This window comes from Bradyrhizobium sp. SZCCHNR1015 (assembly GCF_032489875.1).
Taxonomy (GTDB): domain Bacteria; phylum Pseudomonadota; class Alphaproteobacteria; order Rhizobiales; family Xanthobacteraceae; genus Bradyrhizobium.
Genome location: NZ_JAUEYW010000012.1, coordinates 274,331 through 294,805, shown reverse-complemented (window position 1 = coordinate 294,805; position 20,475 = coordinate 274,331). Strand labels below are relative to the sequence as shown.

Genomic DNA, 20,475 nt, shown 5'->3' with positions numbered 1-20,475 from the left:
TTCGAAAGCGATTCGTCAGTCACTCGACCGAGGAATCATCCATTTCCGGCAGCAAAATGGTAAGTTAGCGCCAATGGTGGCTGCCCCTCACCCCAACCCTCTCCCCGTGAAGAACGGGGAGAGGGAGCGCACCGTGCACGCCGTGCGAGCTTCCTCTCGACCTACTTCGCGTAATCCCAATCGGGCCGGATCGCGCCCTCGACGCCCTCGAACGCGCCCTCGATCAGCTCGTTCACCAGCAGCCGGTTGTAGTCCACCGGTCCCGGCATGATCGCCCTGCCCTTCGGCACCGGCTTGAAGCCGACGCGCGTGTAGTAGGCCGCGTCCCCGACCAGCAGTATCAAGCTGTGGCCCTGCGCCCGCGCGTCCGCGACCGAGCGCTCCATCAGCATGCGGCCGATGCCGTGCTTGCGGAACGGCGGCTCGACCGTTAGTGGCCCGAGCATCAGCGCCTTGGTGTCGCCGACGCAGATCGGCAGTTGCCGCACCGAGCCGACCAGCAAAGTGCCGATATGAGCGGTGAACGACAATGCGAGCAGATGATCGACATGCTCGCGTAAGCGGTATGCGCTCAGCACGAAGCGGCCGGGGCCGAAGGTGCGCTCATGCAGCCGCTCGATCGCCTGCGCGTCGCCCGGCTTTTCGGCGGAGATCGTAATGGACAGGTCACTCATGTGGGGTGGCGAGATAGCATTCTGGAGCGGCGCGGTCCATGGGCGGGCCGTCCACCTGTTGACAGCATTCTCCCGCTCCGGGGGGCACCGATGCTAATTTTCTGAGCACTCGCGCGGCATGACCGAAGATTGTGCTAAGATGTCAAGTTTCCGGAGCTGCCCTCGCTTAACCTGTCCCAGGTCATGAGCGTTGTGGTCGCCGTCGCGGCCGCTTGGACCGCTCTGACGCAGCACGAGCAGCAGGTCGAAGATGACGGGTGCGTTCAGGTCGCGCCATCGCGGCGAAACTCATGTGTTCGATGATCTCAAGACGCTGCTGGCCTGCGCCTCGCCGCGCCGGTCCGGCGATGAGCTGGCTGGCATCGCAGCCGACAGTGCCGCGCGGCGGGTTGCAGCGCGGATGGCGCTCGCCGACGTGCCGCTGCGGCGTTTCCTCGACGAGCCGCTGATTCCCTATGAGAGCGACGAGGTCACGCGCCTCATCCTCGACAGCCACGATGCCGCCGCATTCGCGCCCGTCGCATCGCTGACCGTCGGCGAATTGCGCGAATGGCTGATGTCCTGGGAGGCGGATGCCGGCCGGCTGGCCGCCCTCGCGCCGGGACTGACGCCGGAGATGGTGGCCGCGGTCTCCAAGCTCTGCGGCAATGGCGATCTCGTCGCCGTCGCCGCCAAATGCCGGGTCGTGACCCGCTTCCGCTCCACGATCGGCCTGGAGGGGCGGCTGTCGTCGCGGCTGCAGCCGAACGATCCGACCGACGATCCCCAGGCGATCGCCGCCGGCACGCTCGACGGCCTGCTGTTCGGCATGGGCGATGCCGTGATCGGCATCAATCCCGCGACCGACAATGTCGAGGCCTGCATCCGCCTGCTCACGATGCTCGATGATCTCAGGCTCAAATTCGAGGTGCCGACGCAGTCCTGCGTGCTGAGCCACGTCACGACCTCGATCCAGGCGATCGAGAAAGGCGCGCCGCTCGATCTCGTCTTCCAGTCGATCGCCGGCACCGAGGCGGCCAATGCCGGCTTCGGTGTGACCCTGAAGCTGCTGGCCGAGGCGCATGACGCAGCCTTGTCACTGAAGCGCGGCACGGTCGGCAACAACGTCATGTATTTCGAGACCGGCCAAGGCGCGGCCCTGTCCGCCGATGCGCATCACGGCCTCGATCAGCAGACCGTCGAGGCCCGCGCCTATGCCGTCGCGCGCGCCTTCTCGCCACTGCTGGTCAACACCGTCGTCGGCTTCATCGGTCCTGAATATCTCTACGACGCGAAGGAGATCATCCGCGCCGGCCTCGAGGATCATTTCTGCGCCAAGCTGCTCGGCGTGCCGATGGGCTGCGATGTCTGCTACACCAACCATGCCGAAGCCGATCAGGACGACATGGACGACCTGGCGCTGCTGCTTGCGGCGGCGAACGTCAACTTCCTGATCGCGGTGCCCGGCGCCGACGACATCATGCTCAACTATCAGAGCCTGTCGCATCACGACGTGATGCGGCTGCGGCATCTGCTCGGCCGCCGCCCGGCGCCGGAGTTCGAGGCGTGGCTGGCGCGGATGGGTCTCCTCGACCACAGCGGCCGCGTGCCGCCATTGCCGGGCAGCGCGCCTTCCGTAGCCCGGCTGATCGGCCAGGGGGCGCGGGCATGAGGGACGATCCGTTCGACCTGCTGCGCAGGATGACGCGTGCCCGCGTCGCACTCGGCCGCGCCGGCGACGGGCTTCCGACGGCGGCGAAGCTGGAATTCCAGATGGCGCATGCGCGCGCGCGCGATGCCGTATGGGGCAAGGTCGATTTCGACGGCATCGCCGGCGCGCTCGCGCCGCGCGAGGTGATCAAGGTCGCGAGCGCAGCGCCGGACCGCGCCAGCTATCTGCGCCGGCCCGATCTTGGCCGCCGTCTCGCCACGGGCGAAGCGTCGCGGCTGCCATCAGGCCCATACGATCTCGTCTTCATCATTGCTGACGGGCTGTCGGCGGATGCGGTCGAAAGCCATGCCGCCGCTGTCGTGATCGCCACCGAGGCTCGTCTGACGGGCCTGTCCATCGGACCGATCGTGCTGGCTTCGCAGGCGCGCGTGGCGCTGGGTGACGATGTCGGTGCCGCGATGCGCGCCCGGCTCGTGGCGGTCCTGATCGGCGAGCGTCCGGGTCTGTCGGCCGCGGATTCCCTCGGTGTGTATCTGACGCTGCACCCGGCCCCGGGCCTGCGCGACAGCGCCCGCAACTGCATGTCCAACATTCACGGCCACGGGCTCTCCGCCGAGCGCGCCGCCGACAAGCTGGCCTGGCTGGTGCGCGAGGCGCTGCGGATCGGCGTCACCGGCATCGGCCTCAAGGAGGCGGCGCCGGACGCCGCGATCGCGACGACACAACCAACAACACAAATCACCCATCACAAGCCGACAGGAGCGAATGGACATGAGTGACGAGGCCAAGCCGACGCTTTCGAAGAGCCTGACCGGACTCCATCTGTGGGGCATCGCGGTCGGGCTGGTGATCTCCGGCGAATATTTCGGCTGGAGCTACGGCTGGGACAAGGCCGGCACGCTCGGCTTCCTCATCACCACGATCTTCATCGCGGTGATGTATACGACCTTCATCTTCTCCTTCACCGAGCTCACCACCGCAATCCCCCATGCCGGCGGTCCGTTTGCCTATTCCTACCGAGCCTTCGGCCCGCTCGGCGGCTTCGTCGCCGGCTTCGCGACGCTGATCGAGTTCGTGTTCGCACCGCCTGCCATCGCGCTCGCCATCGGCGCCTATCTCAACGTCCAGTTTCCGGCGCTGTCGCCCAAGACCGCCGCGCTCGGCGCATATCTGGTGTTCATGGCCCTCAACATCGCAGGCGTATCGATCGCCGCAACATTCGAGCTGTTCGTCACCGTGCTGGCGATCGCCGAGCTCCTGGTGTTCATGGGCGTCGTGTCGCCCGGCTTCTCCTTCGCCAATTTCGCCGCCAACGGCTGGGCCGGCGAGAATTCGTTCTCGCTGGCGAGCATCGGCGGCATCGTCGCCGCGATCCCGTTCGCGATCTGGTTCTTCCTGGCGATCGAAGGCGCCGCCATGGCCGCGGAAGAGACCAAGAATCCGACCAAGACGATTCCGCTCGCCTACATCGCGGGGATTCTAACGCTCGTCGTGCTCGCCTTCGGCACCATGATCATGGCCGGCGGCGTCGGCGACTGGTCGAAGCTCGCCAACATCAATGATCCGCTGCCGCAGGCGATGAAGATCGTGGTCGGCGAGAACTCCGGCTGGCTGCACATGCTGGTGTGGATCGGCCTGTTCGGACTGATCGCCTCGTTCCACGGCATCATCATGGGCTACTCGCGGCAGATCTTCGCGCTGTCGCGCGCCGGCTTCCTGCCGGCCAAGCTCGCCGCGCTGCACCCGACCTGCCGCACGCCGCATTGGGCCATCCTTGCCGGCGGCGTGATCGGCATCGCCGCGATCTACTCCGACGAGCTCATCCAGTTCGCCGGACAGACGCTGACGGCGAACATCGTGACGATGAGCGTATTCGGCGCGCTCGTGATGTACATCATGAGCATGGCCGCTCTCTTCCGCCTGCGGGCCACCGAGCCCCATCTCATCAGGCCGTTCAAGGCGCCAATCTATCCCGTGCTTCCGGCCGTGGCGCTGGTCTGTGCGACGCTCTCGCTGCTCACGATGATTTGGTTCAATCTGCAGGTGTTCGCGGCCTTCGTGGTGCTGTTCGCGGCCGGCCTGCTGCTCTATCGTCTGACCGCCGGCAAGCGCAGCATGGCGGCGAACGACAGCCTGCTCGACATCGCCTTGACCGAAGCCCGCGCCATGGCCGACTGATCCGGCCGGATCGCGACAGTCTCGATCGAGGACCCTCGGCGCCATGTGCTTGCGCGGAGGGGTCATGAATGGCCGCTCCGGCAGGCACGTGACTTGCATAACTACGAGGTGTGAAACAACGGCGCATTTCCTCAAAGGTGAGGATTTCATGGCACAGCATCCGACAGCCGAAAGCCAGCATCCGCGCGATCGGAGCCGCAACATTCTGGCCGCCGCGGCCACCGGCGTCGCTGATTTCATCGCCCAGACAGGCGGCCGTCCGGAAGCGGTGTTCGAGCGGATCGGCATCGATGCCAGCTGCCTCGGCGAGACCCGCCGCGCGCTCGACCTCGCCGACTATGTCGCGATGATGGAAGACGCCGCACAGGAGACCGGCAACGACAATTTCGGCCTTTGGTTCGGCCAACGCTACCAGCCGCGGATGCTCGGCCTGATCGGCGAGATCGCGCTGGCGGCGCCGACGCTGGGCTCGGCGATCGAGCATCTCGCGCTGTGGTTTCCCTGGCATCAGCAGGCGACCGAAACCCGCCTGACGCGCCACGACGGCTTGCTGCGGCTCGAATATCGCATTCTCGACGGCTCGATCGTCGATCGCCGGCAGGATGCCGAATTGACCATGGGCATGTTCGCGAACGTCTTCCGTGCGTGCCTGCCATCGGGCTGGGCGCCTGACATGGTGCTGTTCGAACACGCCCGGCCGGCGGCCTGGCGCGATCATGAGGCAGCCTTCGATGCCGACGTCGGCTGGTCGCAAGGCACCAATGCGCTGGTGTTTCGCGATCGCGGCCTGGACCGGGCGATGCCGGGGGCGGATCTTCCACGCCTGCAGCGGCTGACGACGGATCTTGCCGGTGTCGCCGGCTCCTGCGGCACGCCGGCGTTCCTCGATCTGGTCCGTGGCGAGATCCGGCGGCGGTTGTCGGCCGGCGCGCTTCATCTCGAGGAGGTCGCCGATGCGCTGTCGACAACGTCATGGACGTTGCAGCGCCGGCTTGCCGAGTTCGGCGCCACCTTCTCCGACCTGGTCGAGGCGACGCGGCTCGACCTCGCCCGCCACTATCTGCGCCAAGCGCATCTGCCGCTCGGCGACGTCGCCTTCCTGCTCGGCTATTCCGAAGCCTCAGCCTTCTCCCGCGCGTTCTCGCGCTGGACCGGCTGCAGCCCGCGGCATTGGCGCCAACGGTCATTGCAGGCGACGGCTCGCAGCTAAAGCCGCGCCACCGGCATCAATCTGCCGGCATCGTCTTCTCGACCAGCCGCACCCAATAGGAGGCGCCATGGCCGAGGATGTTGTCGTTGAAGCGATAGGCCGGATGGTGGCAGTCCTTGCCGTCGCCCATGCCGAGGAAGACGAAGGCGCCGGGGCGGGCCTGCAGCATGAAGGCGAAGTCCTCGGCGCCCATCAGCGGCGGCGCATTGTCGACCACCCGCTCCGCACCGACGACGTCGCGGGCGACATCGGCGGCGACCCCGGTCTCGCGCGCATGGTTCATCGTAATCGGGTAGAGCCGCGTGTATTTCGTCGTCGCCTCACCGCCATAGGTGCGGGCGATGCCGTCGGCGACCTCGGCAATACGGCGCTCCACCAGGTCCTGCACCTCGGGATCGAGCGTGCGCACGGTCCCCTTCAGTTCGACGGTCTCCGGAATGACGTTCATCGCCGTGCCGGCCTCGACGACGCAGATCGAGATGACCGCCGACTTGATCGGATCGACGTTGCGCGACACGATCGACTGCAGCGCGGTGATGATGTGCGCGGCGATCAGCACGCTGTCGACCGCCTTGTGGACCCCGGCACCGGCATGCCCGCCCTTGCCGCGGACGGTGATCTCGAGCTGGTCCGACGACGCCAGCATCGGGCCCGGCCGCAGCGCGAAGACGCCTTCGGGCACGCCCGGCGCGTTGTGCAGGCCGTAGACCTCCTGGATGCCCCAGCGGGTCATCAGCCCGTCGTCGACCATCGCCTTGCCGCCGGCGCCGCCCTCCTCGGCCGGCTGGAAGATCACGATCGCCGTGCCGTCGAAATTGCGCGTGTCCGCGAGATGCTTGGCGGCCCCCAGCAGCATCGCGGTATGGCCGTCATGGCCGCAGGCATGCATCAGGCCCGGCGTCTTCGACGCATAGGGCACGCCCGAGGCCTCCTCGATCGGCAGCGCGTCCATGTCGGCGCGCAGGCCGATGGTGCGACCTGAGCTGGTCCGACGGCCGCGGATGACACCGACCACGCCGGTGCGTCCGATGCCGGTCACCACCTCGTCACAACCGAATTCGCGCAAGCGCTCGGCGACGATGCCGGCGGTGCGGTGCACCTCGTACATCAGCTCGGGATGTTCATGGAAATCATGGCGCCAGGCGGCCATGTCGTCGGTGAGCGCGGCGATGCTGTTCAGGATGGGCATGGAGGCGGTGTTCTCGTTCGGGACGGTGACGCCCGAACCATGACCGGAACGGCGGATGGACACAAGCTCTCGCCCGCATTAGCCCTCGATCGGGGCGTGTGACAGGTACGCGAGCAGCTTCATCTCGCGGCGGCCGCGGGTGACGGTGTCGAGCACGAGGCCCGAGGAGGCCGACAGCAGCGCCATGATCATCAGGCCCATCGAGAGCACCGCGGTCGGCAGCCGCGGCACCAGCCCGGTCTCGATATAGGTGACGAAGATGGGAATCGCGAAGCCGATCGAGACCAGCGCGAGGAAGATGCCGATCGCACTGAAGAAGCGCAGCGGCTTCTCCGAACGATAGAGCTTCAGGATCGTGCCGAGGATGCGGAAGCCGTCGCGCCAGGTGTTGAGCTTGGAGACAGAGCCTTCGGGCCGCGCGTAGTATGGCGTCGCGAGCTCGGCGACCGGCAGCGCCAGCTCCAGCGCATGCACGGTCAGCTCGGTCTCGATCTCGAATCCGTCGGAGAGGACGGGGAAGGATTTGACGAAGCGGCGCGAGAACACGCGGTAGCCGGACAGGATGTCCTTGAAGGCCTGGCCGAACACCTCGGCAAGGAAGCTCGTCAGCATCCAGTTGCCGGTGCGATGGCCCATGCGGTAGGCGGCCTGCTCCTGGTCGACCCGCAGGCCCACCACCATGTCGAGCCGCTCGCTCACGAGACGCGCGATCATGCCGGGCGCGCTCGGCGCGTCATAGGTCGCGTCACCATCGACCAGCACGTAGATGTCGGCATCGACATCGGCGAACATGCGCCGGACGACGTGGCCCTTGCCCTGCCGCCGCTCGCTGCGCACCTCGGCGCCGGCCGCGCGCGCGACCTCGATGGTGCGGTCCTTGGAATTGTTGTCATAGACGTAGACGGTGGCCGTCGGCAGCGCCTGCTTGAAATCGCGGACCACGGTGGCGACCGCGGCCTCCTCATTGTAGCAGGGCACCAGCACGGCGATCCGCATCGAAGCTGAACTCATCGACCCCTCTCCCCCAGGGACGGGAGACTGCCCTCATTCGGTGCAGAAATTCATAATGATCCGGCGACAACGCGCTGTTCCGGCCGCCAGGTGGGAATGACCTTAACGCCGTCCAGCACCTCGCGCAGGCGGGATTGCGTGCCGAGCGTGGTTCCCTCCGGCAGCGCGTCCGGTGCGAAGAAGCCGGTCTCCACGATTTCGAGGTTCGGCTCCGGCGGCCGGTCCTGCGTGAACCTTTTGATAACGAAGACGGCAACGTGGTCGCGCGGCGAGACGTGGCTGTTGAGGAAGATACCGTGCAGCTCCGGCTCGCCTTCGAGCGCGATCCGGCCCTCCTCGAACAGCTCCCGCGTCAGCGCCTCGATGAACGTCTCGCCGACCTCGACGCCGCCGCCCGGCAGGTGCCAGCCCGAGACATAGCCATGCCGGACCAGGAACACGCGGTTCTCGGCATCCAGCACCACGCCGCGGACGCCCAGCGTCATGCCGCGGGCGAAGCGCCAATAGAGGTGGAAGCCGCGCCGGAGCACCGGCTCGAACCGGATCCGCAGCCGGCTCAGATGTGTCGTCATCGCTGTCGTCGTCCTGGTTGTTCTTGCGCTCGCAGGCGGGGCTTGTCATGAGAGCCGGGGCATCACGAGGGATAGCACGAGATGACATCTGCTGGGCGCGCCTGCATCCGCCATCGGCACCGAGGGGCGTAATGGCTGCCTTCACCCTCGCCCACCTGTCCGACCCGCACCTCGCTCCCCAGCACAAGCCGCGCCTGTCGGAGCTCGCCGGCAAGCGCGCACTCGGCTATCTCAACTGGACGCGCAATCGCTACAAATATCACCGCCGCGACATCCTCGATCTGTTGATCTCCGATCTGCACGCGCAGATGCCGGACCAGATCGCCGTCACCGGCGATCTGGTCAATTTCGCGCTTGAATCGGAATTCCCGCTCGCCCAGGCCTGGCTTCGCACGGTGGGGCCGCCGGACAAGGTCACCGCGATTCCCGGCAATCACGACGCCTATGTGCGCTCGACCCGGCTGCGCTTCGCCGAGAGCTTTGCCGACTATTTCGGCGGCGATGCCGAGGGACCGGCTACGTTCCCGTCGCTGCGCCGGCGCGGGCCGCTCGCGTTGATCAGCCTGTCCTCGGCCGTGCCGTCGGCGCCGTTCATGGCGACGGGACGGCTCGGCAGCGCACAACTCGCCGCGCTGGAGCAGATGCTCGAATCGCTGGCCCACGAGCAGCTGTTCCGCGTGCTGCTGGTGCATCATCCGCTGCGCTCGGCCCACCGGATGAAGCGGCTGACCGACGCCGGCAAGCTGATCGCGCTGCTCGCGCGCCACGGCGTCGAGCTGATCCTGCACGGCCACGACCACGTGCATTCGACGATCTGGATCGACGGCCCGGAGCGCAAGATCCCGGTCGTCGGCGTGCCCTCGGCGTCGTCGATGTCGCATGGCCACTATCCCGCCGCGGCCTACAACATGTTCGCCATCAGCAGCGACGGCAATCACTGGCGCTGCGACATGACCGTGCGCGCGGTCAACGAGGCGCTGCGGGTGCGCGAGATCCGCGAGGTCCGCCTGCTTTGAGGCGCGGCCACGCCGTCAGATCTGCTGTAGGCTCGCATAGAATGCGACGCCGAACAGCGACAGCGCGCCGAGCACGAAGCCGAGCATGAACGGCCAGACCCCACCGCGCCGCCGCGGCGCCTCGGCGCTCGTCTTCGCCTGAGCCCTTGCGACGCTGAAGGCGCGCTCGCGCTCGACCATGCGGCGGGCGACGTAGTCGGTGACGGCCTTCACGATCGCCGCGATGTCGTGCGACTCGGCGAGCACGACGCGGCCGTTTCGGGTGTCCTGCACGAAGCGATACTGCCGCTTGTCACGCCCCATCACGACGTGGGCGACGACGTCGATCCACAGCCGCGGCGTCTCGCCCTGGCTGATGCCGCGATCGAACAGATCGAGCTGGCTCGGGATCTCCGCGAACAGCGGGTCCAGCGCGTCGTTGAGAATTTCGAGCCGCGCCACCTCGGCGTCGCGCAGGTCGACCACCACGCCCGTTCGGTCTGCGGCCTCGATCCGGGCCTGGCGCAGCGCCTCGCGCAGGCGCACGGGGCGGGCTTCAGTGCTGCTGTCGGCGGCCTCGGACATCGGTCACGCTTTCACGGTTCGGCCCTGGTTTCGCCAGGTTCCCACCGTGTTAACGTAGCAGTAACCCAGTATTCTGCAATCCCCTTTCATCTTCAATGGGTTATAAGCACGCTGGCGTAACCACGAAACGGACGTGGGCGGCCTCCTCCGGCATGACCCGGCTGAGACCGCCCCGTCCTTGGGCTCTTTCCTCGAGCTTAATCAAATACCCGGCAATGCATTCCTTCCCAGCGATCAGGCCGCCGGCGCGCGCTGCGGCTCCTCGACGATCGAGAAGCGGACGCCGGCCTTGTGGCGGTTCTCCTCGGACACCTCGCGCCAGCAGTCCTCGGCCTCCTTGCGCGACTTGAACGGACCCTTCACCTGGGCCGAGCCTTCCACCAGCTTGTGGAAATTCATCGAGCCGAACTCGCCGCCGATCACCCAGAAATTGCTGGTCATGAGACCCTCCTTCAACCGTCACAACTTTGACAGTGCATTGCGAATTGCGTGACAGGAGATAAACGCGAAACCGGCAGCTTCGTATAGAGGCCTTGTTTTCGAATGGTGATGTCATGTAACATCATCACTTGTCATAAATGTCATTTTGTCAATTCTGTCACAATCCGAAGGCCGGTCGGCCATGAGGGGATCGCGATGCCCGGTGAGTCCGGAAAGAAGCTGTTCGTCGGGCCCCGCTTCCGGCGCATCCGCCAGCAGCTCGGGCTGTCCCAGACCCAGCTCGCCGAGGGCCTCGGCATCTCGCCGAGCTATGTCAACCTGATCGAGCGCAACCAGCGCCCGGTCTCGGCCCAGATCCTGCTGCGGCTGGCCGAGGCCTATGATCTCGATCTGCGCGACCTCGCCACCGCGGACGAGGACCGCTTCTTCGCCGAGCTCAACGAGATCTTCTCCGATCCGCTGTTCCGGCAGATCGAGCTGCCCAAGCAGGAGCTGCGCGACCTTGCCGAGCTCTGCCCCGGCGTCACCCATGCGCTGCAGCGGCTGTACGCGGCCTACGCCGAGGCCCGGCGCGGCGAGACCCTCGTGGCGGCGCAGATGGCCGACCGCAACGACGGCGCCCGCTTCGAAGCCAACCCGATCGAGCGGGTGCGCGACCTGATCGAGGCCAACCGCAATTATTTCGCCGAGCTCGAGCAGCAGGCCGAAGCCTTGCGCGACGCGCTCGACGTCCCGGCCGAAGGACTCTATGCCGCGCTCGCCGCGCGGCTGCGCGAAAAACATTCGGTGCAGACCCGTGTGATGCCGGTCGACGTCATGCGCGAGACCTTGCGCCGCTACGACCGCCATCGGCGTCAGCTGCTGATCTCCGAGCTGGTCGACGGGCCCGGCCGCACCTTCCAGCTCGCAGTCCAACTCGGCATGGCCGAATGCCTCCCACAGTTCGAGATCATCATCGGCCGCGCCGGCGCGCTCGACGACACCTCGCGCCGGCTCTACCGCATGACACTCGCGAGCTATTTCGCCGCCGCCGTGATGATGCCCTACGTACCGTTCCTCACTGCTGCCGAGGCGCTCAGCTACGACATCAACGTGCTGGCGCAGCGCTTCAACACCGGCTTCGAGCAGGTCTGTCACCGCCTCACCACGCTGTCGCGCCCGAACGCGCGCGGCATTCCGTTCTTCATGCTGCGCGTCGACAATGCCGGCAACGTCTCCAAGCGCTTCTCGTCGGGCACCTTCCCGTTCTCCAAGTTCGGCGGCACCTGCCCGCTGTGGAACGTGCACTCGACCTTCGACACGCCGGACCGGCTGCTGAAGCAGATCATCGAGCTGCCCGACGGCTCGCGCTATTTCTCGATTGCCCAGATGGTCCGCCGGCCGGTGGCGCCGCATCCGCTGCCGCAGCCACGCTTCGCGATCGGCCTGGGCTGCGAGATCCGCCACGCGTCGCGCCTCGTCTACGCCGCCGGCATGGATCTCGAGACGGCCGAGGGCACCCCGATCGGGGTCAACTGCCGTCTCTGCGAGCGCGAGAACTGCGCCCAGCGCGCCGAGCCGCCGATCACGCGGACGCTGATTTTGGATGAGACCACCCGGCGCGTCAGCTCGTTCGCGTTCAGCAATGCGAGGGAGTTGTGAGGGCTCCACTCTCGCCTCCGTCATTCCGGGGGCGGAGTGTGTAGCCCCGCTCTCGCAATGACACTGAAAAAACAACGCACGGACGCGAGCACACGTCACGCGGAGACACGTGAAGCTCGGATATCCGGTGCGGAGAGACATGCAGTCACCTCCTCGCGGCGCATCTGCGCCCGAGCTTTTCTGTTAGTTTGCCCCCTTTGAACACAGAGGGCGCAGGGAAGACCGGGAGCTCGCCGCCCCCATGGCCCCCGTGCGGAAAAAATGCACGGGGCAGGAACCACAGGTTCGGCTGGGACATCCCGGCCTTCCCCGCGCGATGGCTTTACGGCTTACTCCGTGCTCTCCCCAGGGACCGGCTGTCTTGCCCCTGTCATCAGCGCCATCGCAGGCGCAAACTTGATCTCAGCACCGGGAGATCAGGACCACACGGCTTGACCGTGCGCATCGAACCGTTCGTCGGCACGATCGCTCGCGCTGCAGTTCGATACGCCCATCGCATCCCGCACCCAACGCTCGTGACGACCGCGAAACGCCCCTCAGATCGAGGCGGGACAAGCGGAGTGAACATCAAATTCTGAAAAATGGAAACAGCAATATTTTTGCCGATAGGACTGGACACGAGTGATCCAGCTGAACTCGCTGACGAAATCAGTCCATCGGCGCACACGGAATTGACAGCTCGACAGGCCATGAGCCGGTAGCGCGCGCCGCAAATCCAACAAATATGCGCGGCCGATTTGCCCGACGGGCGGGCGGGGGTCGCGTAACAAGAGACGCGAGGGGAGGAGACCAGATCGCGCTGGAGCTGAACGTGATCAAGAACTCGGTATCGATAAGGCCTCCAGCTCCTCGATGCCGACAGGAGGCCTGCTTCGCCACCCCATGATGAAAGCGCGCTTGGCCAGGCCGTCCTGAACACGAGCGATCTGGGTCCGCTCTCTGGCAATCCGCGCTTGCAGCAGGGGATCGCGAGTTCCGGAGGCGGCGAGGCATTTGTTGATCACCCAACCGAACGGCTCGATGCCGGCGCGCCGCAGGTCCTCTTGGAGAGCGGCGGCCTCCGAAACGGGCGTCGTTTCCGGCAGGGTCACCAGGATGATCTGCGTGTAGCTGGAATCCTGCAATCGCATCAGCGGCGTGATCAGCCGGCCAGCGGCGCTCGGCTCCAATTGGCTCGTCATCTGGCGATGATAGGCCCCGGTCGCATCGAGCAGGAGCAGAGTATGACCGGTCGGCGCCGTATCGAGCACCACAAAGGCGCTCCGGGCTTCCGCAACCACGTGCGAGAAGGCATGGAAAACGGCGACTTCCTCCGTGCAGGGCGAAGCCAGGTCCTCAAGCAGGAGCGCCTTGCCCTGCTCATCCAGGTCGCGGCCACGGCTCGCCAGTATCTTCGCGACATAGCGCTCCGTCTCGCGCCGAGGATCGATCCGATCCACCGTCAGCCCGGGCATCGCGGCATCAACGACATCCGTGACGTGGGCCGCTGGATCGGTCGTGCTGAGATGGACGGCATGTCCGCGTCTCGCAAGGCCGACAGCGATGGCAGCGGCAACCGTCGTCTTCCCGACGCCGCCCTTGCCCATGACCATGATGAGGCCGCTATTGCGGTGAGCAATGTCATCGACCAAACGGTCGAGGCCCTGCAGGCCGACCGGCACTCCGACTTGCTCGCCAGTCGACGTCTCAAGCCGTGGACTGGACGACGACAACACGGCCCTGAGCGCCGCGAGACCCACAATGTCGAACCCAACCAATGGGACGTCGTCCCGCGGCAGCTTTCGCAGCGAATCCGGCATCGAGGCGAGCGCCTCATCCTGATCCCGCTCGAGTGCGCTTGCGACCGCGTCGGCAGGGTCAGTGGCGTGAAAGCGTCCGTTCACGACGAGTGTCTGATTGGAGAGGTTGAGTGCATCAAGTTCGCTCGACGTTCGCGCCGCCTCCCGGATTGCACTCCGGTCGGCGCGGGTCACCAGGACCACGGTCGTCCGCCGAGGATCGCCCAGCGCTTGAAGCGCTTGTCGAAAACGATCCTCCTGCATCTTCAAACCCGAATGTGGGCCGAGGCACGATGCTCCGCGGTCGTTGTCCTTCAGGAAACCGGTCCAAGCCTTCGGCAGGCTCAGAAGCCGCAAGGTGTGGCCGGTCGGGGCCGTATCGAAGATGATATGGTCGTAACCCGCTCTGTCCCCGTCCAGCAATCCGACGAACTCGTCGAATGCGGCAATCTCGGTGGTGCATGCGCCGGAAAGCTGCTCGCGTATGGTCGATCTCTCCTGATCCGTCACCGTGGGCTCGAGCTGTTCGAGCACGCGAGCTCGGTAGCTCTCGGCTGCGGCCTCAGGGTCGATATTCATCGCGAAGAGCCTTGCCGCGTTCGGCACCGGCACCGGGCTGTCAGTTAGTTCAACTTCCAACATCTCGTCGAGGTTCGACGCAGGATCGGTGCTGACCAGAAGGACACGCAATCCACGGTCCGCGAGACTGATGGCGGTCGCACAAGCGAGCGACGTCTTGCCCACACCGCCCTTGCCAGTGAAAAAGAGAAAGGGCGTCGGAGCGTTCAGCGCACGCAATCGAAGCATTCAAATCCCTTCCAGGTGATCGTGGTGCGGCATTGCCGACCCGGGAGTCGGTAAGATTTTTGTCGCCGGCGTTCGCTCGATTCGGTGCATGAACTCGGCGCGGAGTGCTAGACCGACTTCGACGTCCTTTCGGGTCACCAATCATGGTACCTTTTCGTGCCTTGATCGGTTGCCGCAGACCAATCGATTCGTAGAGCCCCGGCACGACTCCTTGTTGCGATGGATCAATAATCGTGTTGCAGGAGCGCACCCATCGTCGGCATTGCGGCAGCCGCCGTGTGCGAGTCAGGACGTGGAAGATCCCAGCCCTGGATGTAGCCCCGCACCTTCCGGCGTAAGACACGAGAAGCAAAATTGCTGTGGCTGACGCGAGCAGGTCGAATGCTCACGTCTCGGCTCCATGTCCGTCACGCGGGACCGTCGCTCACGCTGCGTTCAGAACGCCGCGCACATGCTCTGCACGCGCCGGACGGATCGCCGTTGGCGCATTCAGCAGGTCGGAACTCCAAAGCCGCCTCTTGTTGGCTTGCGGTGGAACCGCAGGCCTCCAGAAGGGTTGCTCCGCAGTTCCACGCAACAGAGTGAGAATAAGTTGAATCGCCGTCAGTTCATTCAATCTGCGGCTGCGATCCCGGTCGCCGCGTCCCTGGCGCGGAGCGCGTCCGCAGCGCCGCCTGCGGCTCAGCCGTTCAGTGCAGCCACCGTGCGCGACCTCGCACGCGCCCTCGCGGCCAAGCCATTCGCCGCGCCGGACGACAAGCTGCCGGACGCGCTGGCGAAGCTCGACTACGATGCCTATCGTTCGATCCGCTTCCTGCCGGACCACGCGCTGTGGCGCGGCGACGACCTGCCGTTCCAGGCGCAGTTCTTCCATCGCGGCTCGATCTACAAGGACCGGGTCGACATCTACGAGGTTGCGGACGGACAGGCCAGGCCCGTGGCCTATCGTCCCGAGGACTTCGCATTCGGCCAGCAGGTCGCGGCGTTCCCGGCGGCCGACCTCGGCTTCGCCGGCTTCCGCATCCATGCGCCGATGAACCGGCCGGACTACTATGACGAGGTCTGCGTGTTCCTCGGCGCGAGCTATTTTCGCGCGGTGGCCAAGGGTGAGATCTATGGTCTCTCCGCGCGGGGACTTTCCATCGACACCGGCGAGGCGAAGGGCGAGGAATTCCCCGTCTTCAAGGCGTTCTGGCTGGAGAAGCCGACGCCGGGCGCCACCGCGATGGTGGTGCACGCGCTGCTCGACAGCAAGAGCGCGACCGGTTCCTACCGCTTCACCATTCGTCCCGGCGAGACCACCGTGTTCGACGTCGAGGCCTCGCTGTACCCGCGCGTCGAGATCGGCCATGCCGGGCTGGCGCCGATGACCAGCATGTTCTTCTTCGGACCGAACGACCGCAACGAGGCCGACGACTTCCGACCCGCGGTGCATGATTCCGACGGGCTTGCGATGTTCAACGGCAAGGGCGAGCAGCTGTGGCGTCCCTTGAGCAATCCGCGCGACCTGCAAGTCAGCGTGTTCAACGACCTCAATCCGCGCGGCTTCGGCCTGATGCAGCGCGAGCGCAGCTATGCCGCCTATCAGGATCTGGAATCGCATTTCGAACGGCGGCCGAGCCTGTGGATCGAGCCGATCGGCGACTGGGGCGAAGGCGCCGTGGTGCTGTTCGAGATTCCGACCAAGCAGGAGATCCACGACAACATCGCCGCATTCTGGCGGCCTAAGACGCCGCTCGCCGCCAAGGGCGAGCACAACATGACCTATCGCCTGCATTGGGGCCAGGACGCGCCGAAGCCGCACGCGCTGGCGCGCTTCACCCGCACCGGCGTCGGCGTTCACGGCGAAGGCCGGCTGTTCGTGCTGGAGCTCGAAGGCGACGCCCTGAAAGGGCTCGATCCGGCGCAGATCAAGGGCGTGGTGAGCGCCGACAAGGCCGAGGTGACCAACATCGTCACGCAGCCCAATCCCGAGACGGGCGGATGGCGGCTGAGCTTCCAATGCGCCGTCAATAGCGCACCGGTCGAGTTGCGCGCGGAGCTGACCGCCAACGACAAGCTCGTCTCCGAAAGCTGGATCTACCGATGGACGCCGTAGCCGCAGAGACGATGCGCGCGCCTCGTCGCGCGGAGATCAACGGCCTGCTGCCCCCAGAAGCGCCGCTCGCGATGCAGCCGTCGCCGCTCCATCATGTTCCGGCGGCGACGCAGGCGATCACGAGCGGGCCACGCATCGCGTTCCGACGCATGCTGATCTTCGCCGGCACGGCCGCGCTGACGCTGGCCGGCTGCACCAGGATGTACGAGGTGGTCGATGTCGGCGGCGTGACCGTGCTGGAAGGCATGGTGCTGGTGCTGTTCTCGATCCTGCTCGCCTGGATCGCCTTTGCTTTCGTGTCGGCGCTGGCCGGCTTCTGCGCGATGTTCGCGCGCCGCCGCGATACGATCGCGATCGACGTCGAAGGTCCGCTGCCCGGACTCTCGAGCCGCACGGCGATGCTGCTGCCGACCTACAATGAGGATCCGCACGCGGTGATGGTGCGCTTGCGCGCCATGATCGAGTCCGTGGCGGAGACCGGCCAGGCCGAGCGCTTCGACTGGTTCCTGCTCAGCGACACCACCGATCCCGACATCTGGATCGGCGAGGAGGCCGCGTTCCTGGCGCTGCGCGAGGCGTGCGGCACCGATCGCGTGTTCTACCGGCACCGCGCCGACAATGTCGCCCGCAAGGCGGGCAACATCGCCGAGTGGGTGCGGCGCTTCGGCGCGGCCTATGATCACATGATCATCCTCGACGCCGACAGCCTGATGAGCGGCGCGACCGTGGTGCGGCTGGCGCATGCGATGGAGCACGCCCCTCAGGCGGCGCTGATCCAGACCCTGCCCGTGATCGTCAACGGCACCAGCCTGTTCGCGCGATTGCAGCAATTCGCCGGCCGGCTCTACGGACCTGTCATCGCCGCCGGCAATGCCTGGTGGTACGGCGCAGAAGGCAATTACTGGGGCCACAACGCCATCATCCGCATCGCCGCGTTCGCGCAGGACGCGGCCTTGCCGGAGTTGCGCGGGCGAAAACCGTTCGGCGGGCATATTCTCAGCCACGACTTCATCGAGGCCGCGCTGATGCGCCGCGCCGGCTGGGGAATCTACATGACGGTCGACCTCGACGGCAGCTACGAGGAAGTGCCGCCATCGCTGATCGATCACGCCGCGCGCGATCGGCGCTGGTGCCAGGGCAATCTGCAGCATCTGGCGGTGCTGCCGGCGCGCGGCCTGCACTGGGTGTCGCGGCTGCACCTGTTGATCGGCATCGGCGCCTACATCACCGCGCCGCTCTGGTTCGCGTTCCTCGTGCTCGGCATCCTGATTTCGCTGCAGGCCAATTTCGTCCGCCCGGAATATTTCCCGAAGGGCTTTGCGCTGTTTCCGAGCTGGCCGGCGCAGGATCCGGTGCTCGCCGCCCAGGTCTTTGCCGCGACCCTGGGGCTGCTGATGGTGCCGAAGCTGCTCGCCTGCCTCGCGGCCCTGTTCACGCCGGCGCGGCGCCGCGGCTTCGGCGGCGGGCTGCGCCTCTGCGTCGCGGTGTCGGCTGAGACCGTGCTGGCTGCGCTGATCGCGCCATCGATGATGATCTTCCAGTCGGTCGCCGTGATCGAGATCCTGCTCGGGCGCGACGCCGGGTGGCAGGTGCAGCGCCGCAGCGACGGCGGCGTGAGCCGGCAGGAGATCTATCGCAAGTTCGCGCTGCCCACCCTGTGCGGCCTCGCCATGGCTGCCAGCGCCTATGCGGTGTCGCTGCCGCTGCTCGCCTGGATGTCGCCGGTCATCGCCGGCCTCGTGCTGTCGATTCCGATCGGCCTTCTGACGGGCGGCCGCGGCACCGGCGCCGGCCTGTTCGTGACGCCCGAGGACCGGACGCCGCCGCGCGTGCTGATGCGGGCGCGGGAGCTTGCCCGCGAGCCGGAGCCCCGCCGCGAGGCCGCGCTGGTCGCGCTGCAGCGGAATGCCGAGCTGCGGCGACAGCATGTCGATGCCCTGCCCGCGCCACGGCGCCGCGAGCCGGGTGACATCGATGTCGAGCTGACGACGGCGAAGGCCAGGATTGCCGACGCGGCCTGCTTCAGGGACGCGATCGACTTCCTCTCCCGCCGCGAAACGCTCGCCGTGCTCAACGATCGCACCACGATCGAGCGGCTCGTCAAGCTGCCGGCCGCCGAGGCATGAGCCCGGGCTACTTGGTCAGATGCGCCGAGGCGATCGCCTGCTGGAACAGAGCGGTCAATGCGGCGCCGATGCTGCCGCTGGAATCCACCTCGTAGTAGTAGCCGGGGCTGGCGCAAGACTTCATGATATTGCCGATGTCGCTGCGCCACGGGGCGATGTAGGTCGTGTACCAGCTGTTGTTGGTGATCGCGAGATAGGTGGTGTAGAGCACCGCGATCTTGATGCCGCGCGCCTTCAGGGAGGTGCAGGTCGCGGTGTTCAGCGGCTCCTGGCAGCGTCCGCCGGAGAGCACGGTCTTGCTGCAGGTGGTGGGATAGGAATAGTCGGCGACGCCGTCGGCGACGAAGAACAGCCATTTCTGCGGCTTGGTCGACGAGCCGTCGCCCTGCGTCGGGATCACGCCGTTCATGGCGGACATCGCGCCGTCGTAATCGGTGCACATGTCGTTGTTGTAGCCGCTATAGGGGATCGTCATCAGGTCGAGCGCGCCGACCGACGACTTCACCGACGACATGCTCGACGACAGGCTGGCGATGGTGGTCAATCCCAGCGAGCCGCAGTCGCTGCCCAGGCTGTAGACCGCCATGCGGTACTGGTTGCTGACGACCTGGCTGGCGGTCGCGGTGTCCGTCAGCGACTGCGTCGCCGACCTGACGACGTCGATCCGCATCGTCACGCCCTTCTTCTTGGCGATGGAATAATAGCTGTTGGTCTGCAGCGTCTTCTTCGTGCTCGACGTATAGGTGTCGTGGCAGGCGAAGGCGCACTTGTCGGAGGTCGCATTCTGCAGCGTCGTCATGTCGGCCGTGGTTGCGCCGAGGCCCTGCGACGGCGAATTGTCGAGCAGAACGTAGAAGTCCATGTAGGTCGGGAACGAGGCCGAAGCCGACGACGAGGCCGAGACCGTCATGGTCGGGTAGCCGAACATGTGCATGAAGGCCGTCTTGACCACCACGCTGGCGCTGCCGGTCACGGTCCGCGCCGTGACGCTATCGCTGATATCGATGTTCAGCGAGTCCGCCGCCAGATTATGCGCCGCCATCTGGCCGTTGAACATGTTGGTCGCCGCCGTCTTGGCGTCCGACGCGGCGCCGCGCATGGCGGTGTAGCCGGTCGCAGCCAGCATCGCGGCGTCCATCGAAGCCGACAGCTTCGCCTTGGCGCGCACGGCCATCGAATAGTCGATCGCCGAGCCGACGAAGGCGAGGATCGGGAGCAGGGCAAGCGCGAAGATGATCGCGATATTGCCGCTCTGGTCGCGACGGAACCGCGACAATAGGCTGAGGTATCTATTTCCGGCCAGCACGGCCACACTCCAACAAACACGGTGATGTTGCCGAAGATGTTGCGGATCAACCGTTGCATTGGAATTGATGGAATTGCAGAGAATTCGTTACGTTGCGTTTCCGATTGTCGTAAGCGGTGTCGATGCACCACTCGAAGCGACATGACCGCCATGCGGACGGTTTTCGTGGGCCGGCACGACACCGAATGACGGACGGGTCTCGTCCGCCCGCCC

The 20,475-nt window shown here is 66.1% G+C and carries 16 protein-coding genes; 8 read left to right on the top strand and 8 right to left on the bottom strand.

Annotated elements, in window-relative coordinates:
* Positions 1-161: 161 nt before the first annotated feature.
* Positions 162-674, bottom strand: a complete 513-nt coding sequence (locus tag QX128_RS21830; protein WP_316178112.1) for an N-acetyltransferase — start codon at positions 672-674, stop codon at positions 162-164.
* Positions 675-924: 250 nt separating this feature from the next.
* On the opposite strand from QX128_RS21830, the gene QX128_RS21825 reads away from it, so the two are divergent.
* The 4 genes from QX128_RS21825 (at position 925) to QX128_RS21810 (ending at position 5,713) form a co-directional block, all read left to right on the top strand.
* On the top strand, positions 925-2,325 hold the full coding sequence (locus QX128_RS21825; RefSeq protein WP_316238493.1) for an ethanolamine ammonia-lyase subunit EutB: 1,401 nt from the start codon (positions 925-927) through the stop codon (positions 2,323-2,325).
* Positions 2,322-3,104, top strand: a complete 783-nt coding sequence (gene eutC, locus QX128_RS21820; protein ID WP_315802765.1) for an ethanolamine ammonia-lyase subunit EutC — start codon at positions 2,322-2,324, stop codon at positions 3,102-3,104. The genes QX128_RS21825 and eutC overlap by 4 nt, the downstream gene beginning before the upstream one ends.
* Positions 3,097-4,503: an ethanolamine permease gene (eat, locus tag QX128_RS21815; RefSeq protein ID WP_315802764.1), complete on the top strand. Its 1,407-nt coding sequence runs from the start codon at positions 3,097-3,099 to the stop codon at positions 4,501-4,503. The genes eutC and eat overlap by 8 nt, the downstream gene beginning before the upstream one ends.
* A 148-nt stretch (positions 4,504-4,651) precedes the next feature.
* The gene (locus QX128_RS21810; protein WP_316217337.1) at positions 4,652-5,713 is read left to right on the top strand and encodes an AraC family transcriptional regulator; all 1,062 of its coding nucleotides are present in this window, start codon (positions 4,652-4,654) and stop codon (positions 5,711-5,713) included.
* A 16-nt stretch (positions 5,714-5,729) separates the two neighbouring features.
* On the opposite strand, the gene QX128_RS21805 is transcribed toward QX128_RS21810, so the two are convergent.
* The 3 genes from QX128_RS21805 to QX128_RS21795 form a co-directional block, all read right to left on the bottom strand.
* On the bottom strand, positions 5,730-6,902 hold the full coding sequence (locus tag QX128_RS21805; protein ID WP_315802762.1) for a M20 aminoacylase family protein: 1,173 nt from the start codon (positions 6,900-6,902) through the stop codon (positions 5,730-5,732).
* 78 nt (positions 6,903-6,980) lie between these two features.
* On the bottom strand, positions 6,981-7,913 hold the full coding sequence (locus tag QX128_RS21800; protein ID WP_315802761.1) for a glycosyltransferase family 2 protein: 933 nt from the start codon (positions 7,911-7,913) through the stop codon (positions 6,981-6,983).
* A 50-nt stretch (positions 7,914-7,963) separates the two neighbouring features.
* The gene (locus tag QX128_RS21795) at positions 7,964-8,485 is read right to left on the bottom strand and encodes an NUDIX domain-containing protein (protein WP_316238492.1); all 522 of its coding nucleotides are present in this window, start codon (positions 8,483-8,485) and stop codon (positions 7,964-7,966) included.
* 131 nt (positions 8,486-8,616) lie between these two features.
* Here QX128_RS21795 and QX128_RS21790 point away from each other — a divergent pair, with 131 nt between their 5' ends.
* Positions 8,617-9,501: a metallophosphoesterase gene (locus tag QX128_RS21790; RefSeq protein WP_316238491.1), complete on the top strand. Its 885-nt coding sequence runs from the start codon at positions 8,617-8,619 to the stop codon at positions 9,499-9,501.
* A 15-nt stretch (positions 9,502-9,516) separates the two neighbouring features.
* Here QX128_RS21790 and QX128_RS21785 read toward each other — a convergent pair whose 3' ends face one another.
* On the bottom strand, positions 9,517-10,065 hold the full coding sequence (locus QX128_RS21785; protein WP_316238490.1) for a hypothetical protein: 549 nt from the start codon (positions 10,063-10,065) through the stop codon (positions 9,517-9,519).
* Positions 10,066-10,299: 234 nt separating this feature from the next.
* The gene (locus QX128_RS21780; protein ID WP_006612464.1) at positions 10,300-10,506 is read right to left on the bottom strand and encodes a hypothetical protein; all 207 of its coding nucleotides are present in this window, start codon (positions 10,504-10,506) and stop codon (positions 10,300-10,302) included.
* A 195-nt stretch (positions 10,507-10,701) separates the two neighbouring features.
* On the opposite strand from QX128_RS21780, the gene QX128_RS21775 reads away from it, so the two are divergent.
* The gene (locus QX128_RS21775) at positions 10,702-12,147 is read left to right on the top strand and encodes a short-chain fatty acyl-CoA regulator family protein (protein WP_316238489.1); all 1,446 of its coding nucleotides are present in this window, start codon (positions 10,702-10,704) and stop codon (positions 12,145-12,147) included.
* An 815-nt stretch (positions 12,148-12,962) separates the two neighbouring features.
* On the opposite strand, the gene arsA is transcribed toward QX128_RS21775, so the two are convergent.
* The gene (gene arsA, locus QX128_RS21770; RefSeq protein ID WP_316178099.1) at positions 12,963-14,732 is read right to left on the bottom strand and encodes an arsenical pump-driving ATPase; all 1,770 of its coding nucleotides are present in this window, start codon (positions 14,730-14,732) and stop codon (positions 12,963-12,965) included.
* 592 nt (positions 14,733-15,324) lie between these two features.
* Between arsA and QX128_RS21765 the strand changes: the two genes are divergently transcribed.
* Together QX128_RS21765 and mdoH are read left to right on the top strand one after the other, a co-directional pair.
* Positions 15,325-16,830: a glucan biosynthesis protein G gene (locus tag QX128_RS21765; protein WP_315802755.1), complete on the top strand. Its 1,506-nt coding sequence runs from the start codon at positions 15,325-15,327 to the stop codon at positions 16,828-16,830.
* Positions 16,818-18,956, top strand: coding sequence for a glucans biosynthesis glucosyltransferase MdoH (gene mdoH, locus QX128_RS21760; protein ID WP_316238488.1), 2,139 nt, complete (start codon positions 16,818-16,820; stop codon positions 18,954-18,956). The genes QX128_RS21765 and mdoH overlap by 13 nt, the downstream gene beginning before the upstream one ends.
* 7 nt (positions 18,957-18,963) lie before the next feature.
* Here the strand turns inward: mdoH and QX128_RS21755 are convergent, their stop codons facing one another.
* Entirely contained in the window at positions 18,964-20,262 is a 1,299-nt protein-coding gene (locus QX128_RS21755; protein WP_316238487.1) for a TadE/TadG family type IV pilus assembly protein, read from the bottom strand.
* Positions 20,263-20,475: the final 213 nt, after the last annotated feature.

Excerpts from the sequence above, each read along its gene's own strand:
- QX128_RS21800 (WP_315802761.1), bottom strand. The coding sequence starts at position 7,913 with ATGAGTTCAGCTTCGATGCGGATCGCCGTGCTGGTGCCCTGCTACAAT.
- QX128_RS21825 (WP_316238493.1), top strand. The coding sequence starts at position 925 with ATGACGGGTGCGTTCAGGTCGCGCCATCGCGGCGAAACTCATGTGTTC.
- QX128_RS21790 (WP_316238491.1), top strand. The coding sequence starts at position 8,617 with ATGGCTGCCTTCACCCTCGCCCACCTGTCCGACCCGCACCTCGCTCCC.
- mdoH (WP_316238488.1), top strand. The coding sequence starts at position 16,818 with ATGGACGCCGTAGCCGCAGAGACGATGCGCGCGCCTCGTCGCGCGGAG.
- QX128_RS21810 (WP_316217337.1), top strand. The coding sequence starts at position 4,652 with ATGGCACAGCATCCGACAGCCGAAAGCCAGCATCCGCGCGATCGGAGC.
- eat (WP_315802764.1), top strand. The coding sequence starts at position 3,097 with ATGAGTGACGAGGCCAAGCCGACGCTTTCGAAGAGCCTGACCGGACTC.
- QX128_RS21780 (WP_006612464.1), bottom strand. The coding sequence starts at position 10,506 with ATGACCAGCAATTTCTGGGTGATCGGCGGCGAGTTCGGCTCGATGAAT.
- QX128_RS21775 (WP_316238489.1), top strand. The coding sequence starts at position 10,702 with ATGCCCGGTGAGTCCGGAAAGAAGCTGTTCGTCGGGCCCCGCTTCCGG.
- arsA (WP_316178099.1), bottom strand. The coding sequence starts at position 14,732 with ATGCTTCGATTGCGTGCGCTGAACGCTCCGACGCCCTTTCTCTTTTTC.
- eutC (WP_315802765.1), top strand. The coding sequence starts at position 2,322 with ATGAGGGACGATCCGTTCGACCTGCTGCGCAGGATGACGCGTGCCCGC.
- QX128_RS21805 (WP_315802762.1), bottom strand. The coding sequence starts at position 6,902 with ATGCCCATCCTGAACAGCATCGCCGCGCTCACCGACGACATGGCCGCC.
- QX128_RS21795 (WP_316238492.1), bottom strand. The coding sequence starts at position 8,485 with ATGACGACACATCTGAGCCGGCTGCGGATCCGGTTCGAGCCGGTGCTC.
- QX128_RS21830 (WP_316178112.1), bottom strand. The coding sequence starts at position 674 with ATGAGTGACCTGTCCATTACGATCTCCGCCGAAAAGCCGGGCGACGCG.
- QX128_RS21785 (WP_316238490.1), bottom strand. The coding sequence starts at position 10,065 with ATGTCCGAGGCCGCCGACAGCAGCACTGAAGCCCGCCCCGTGCGCCTG.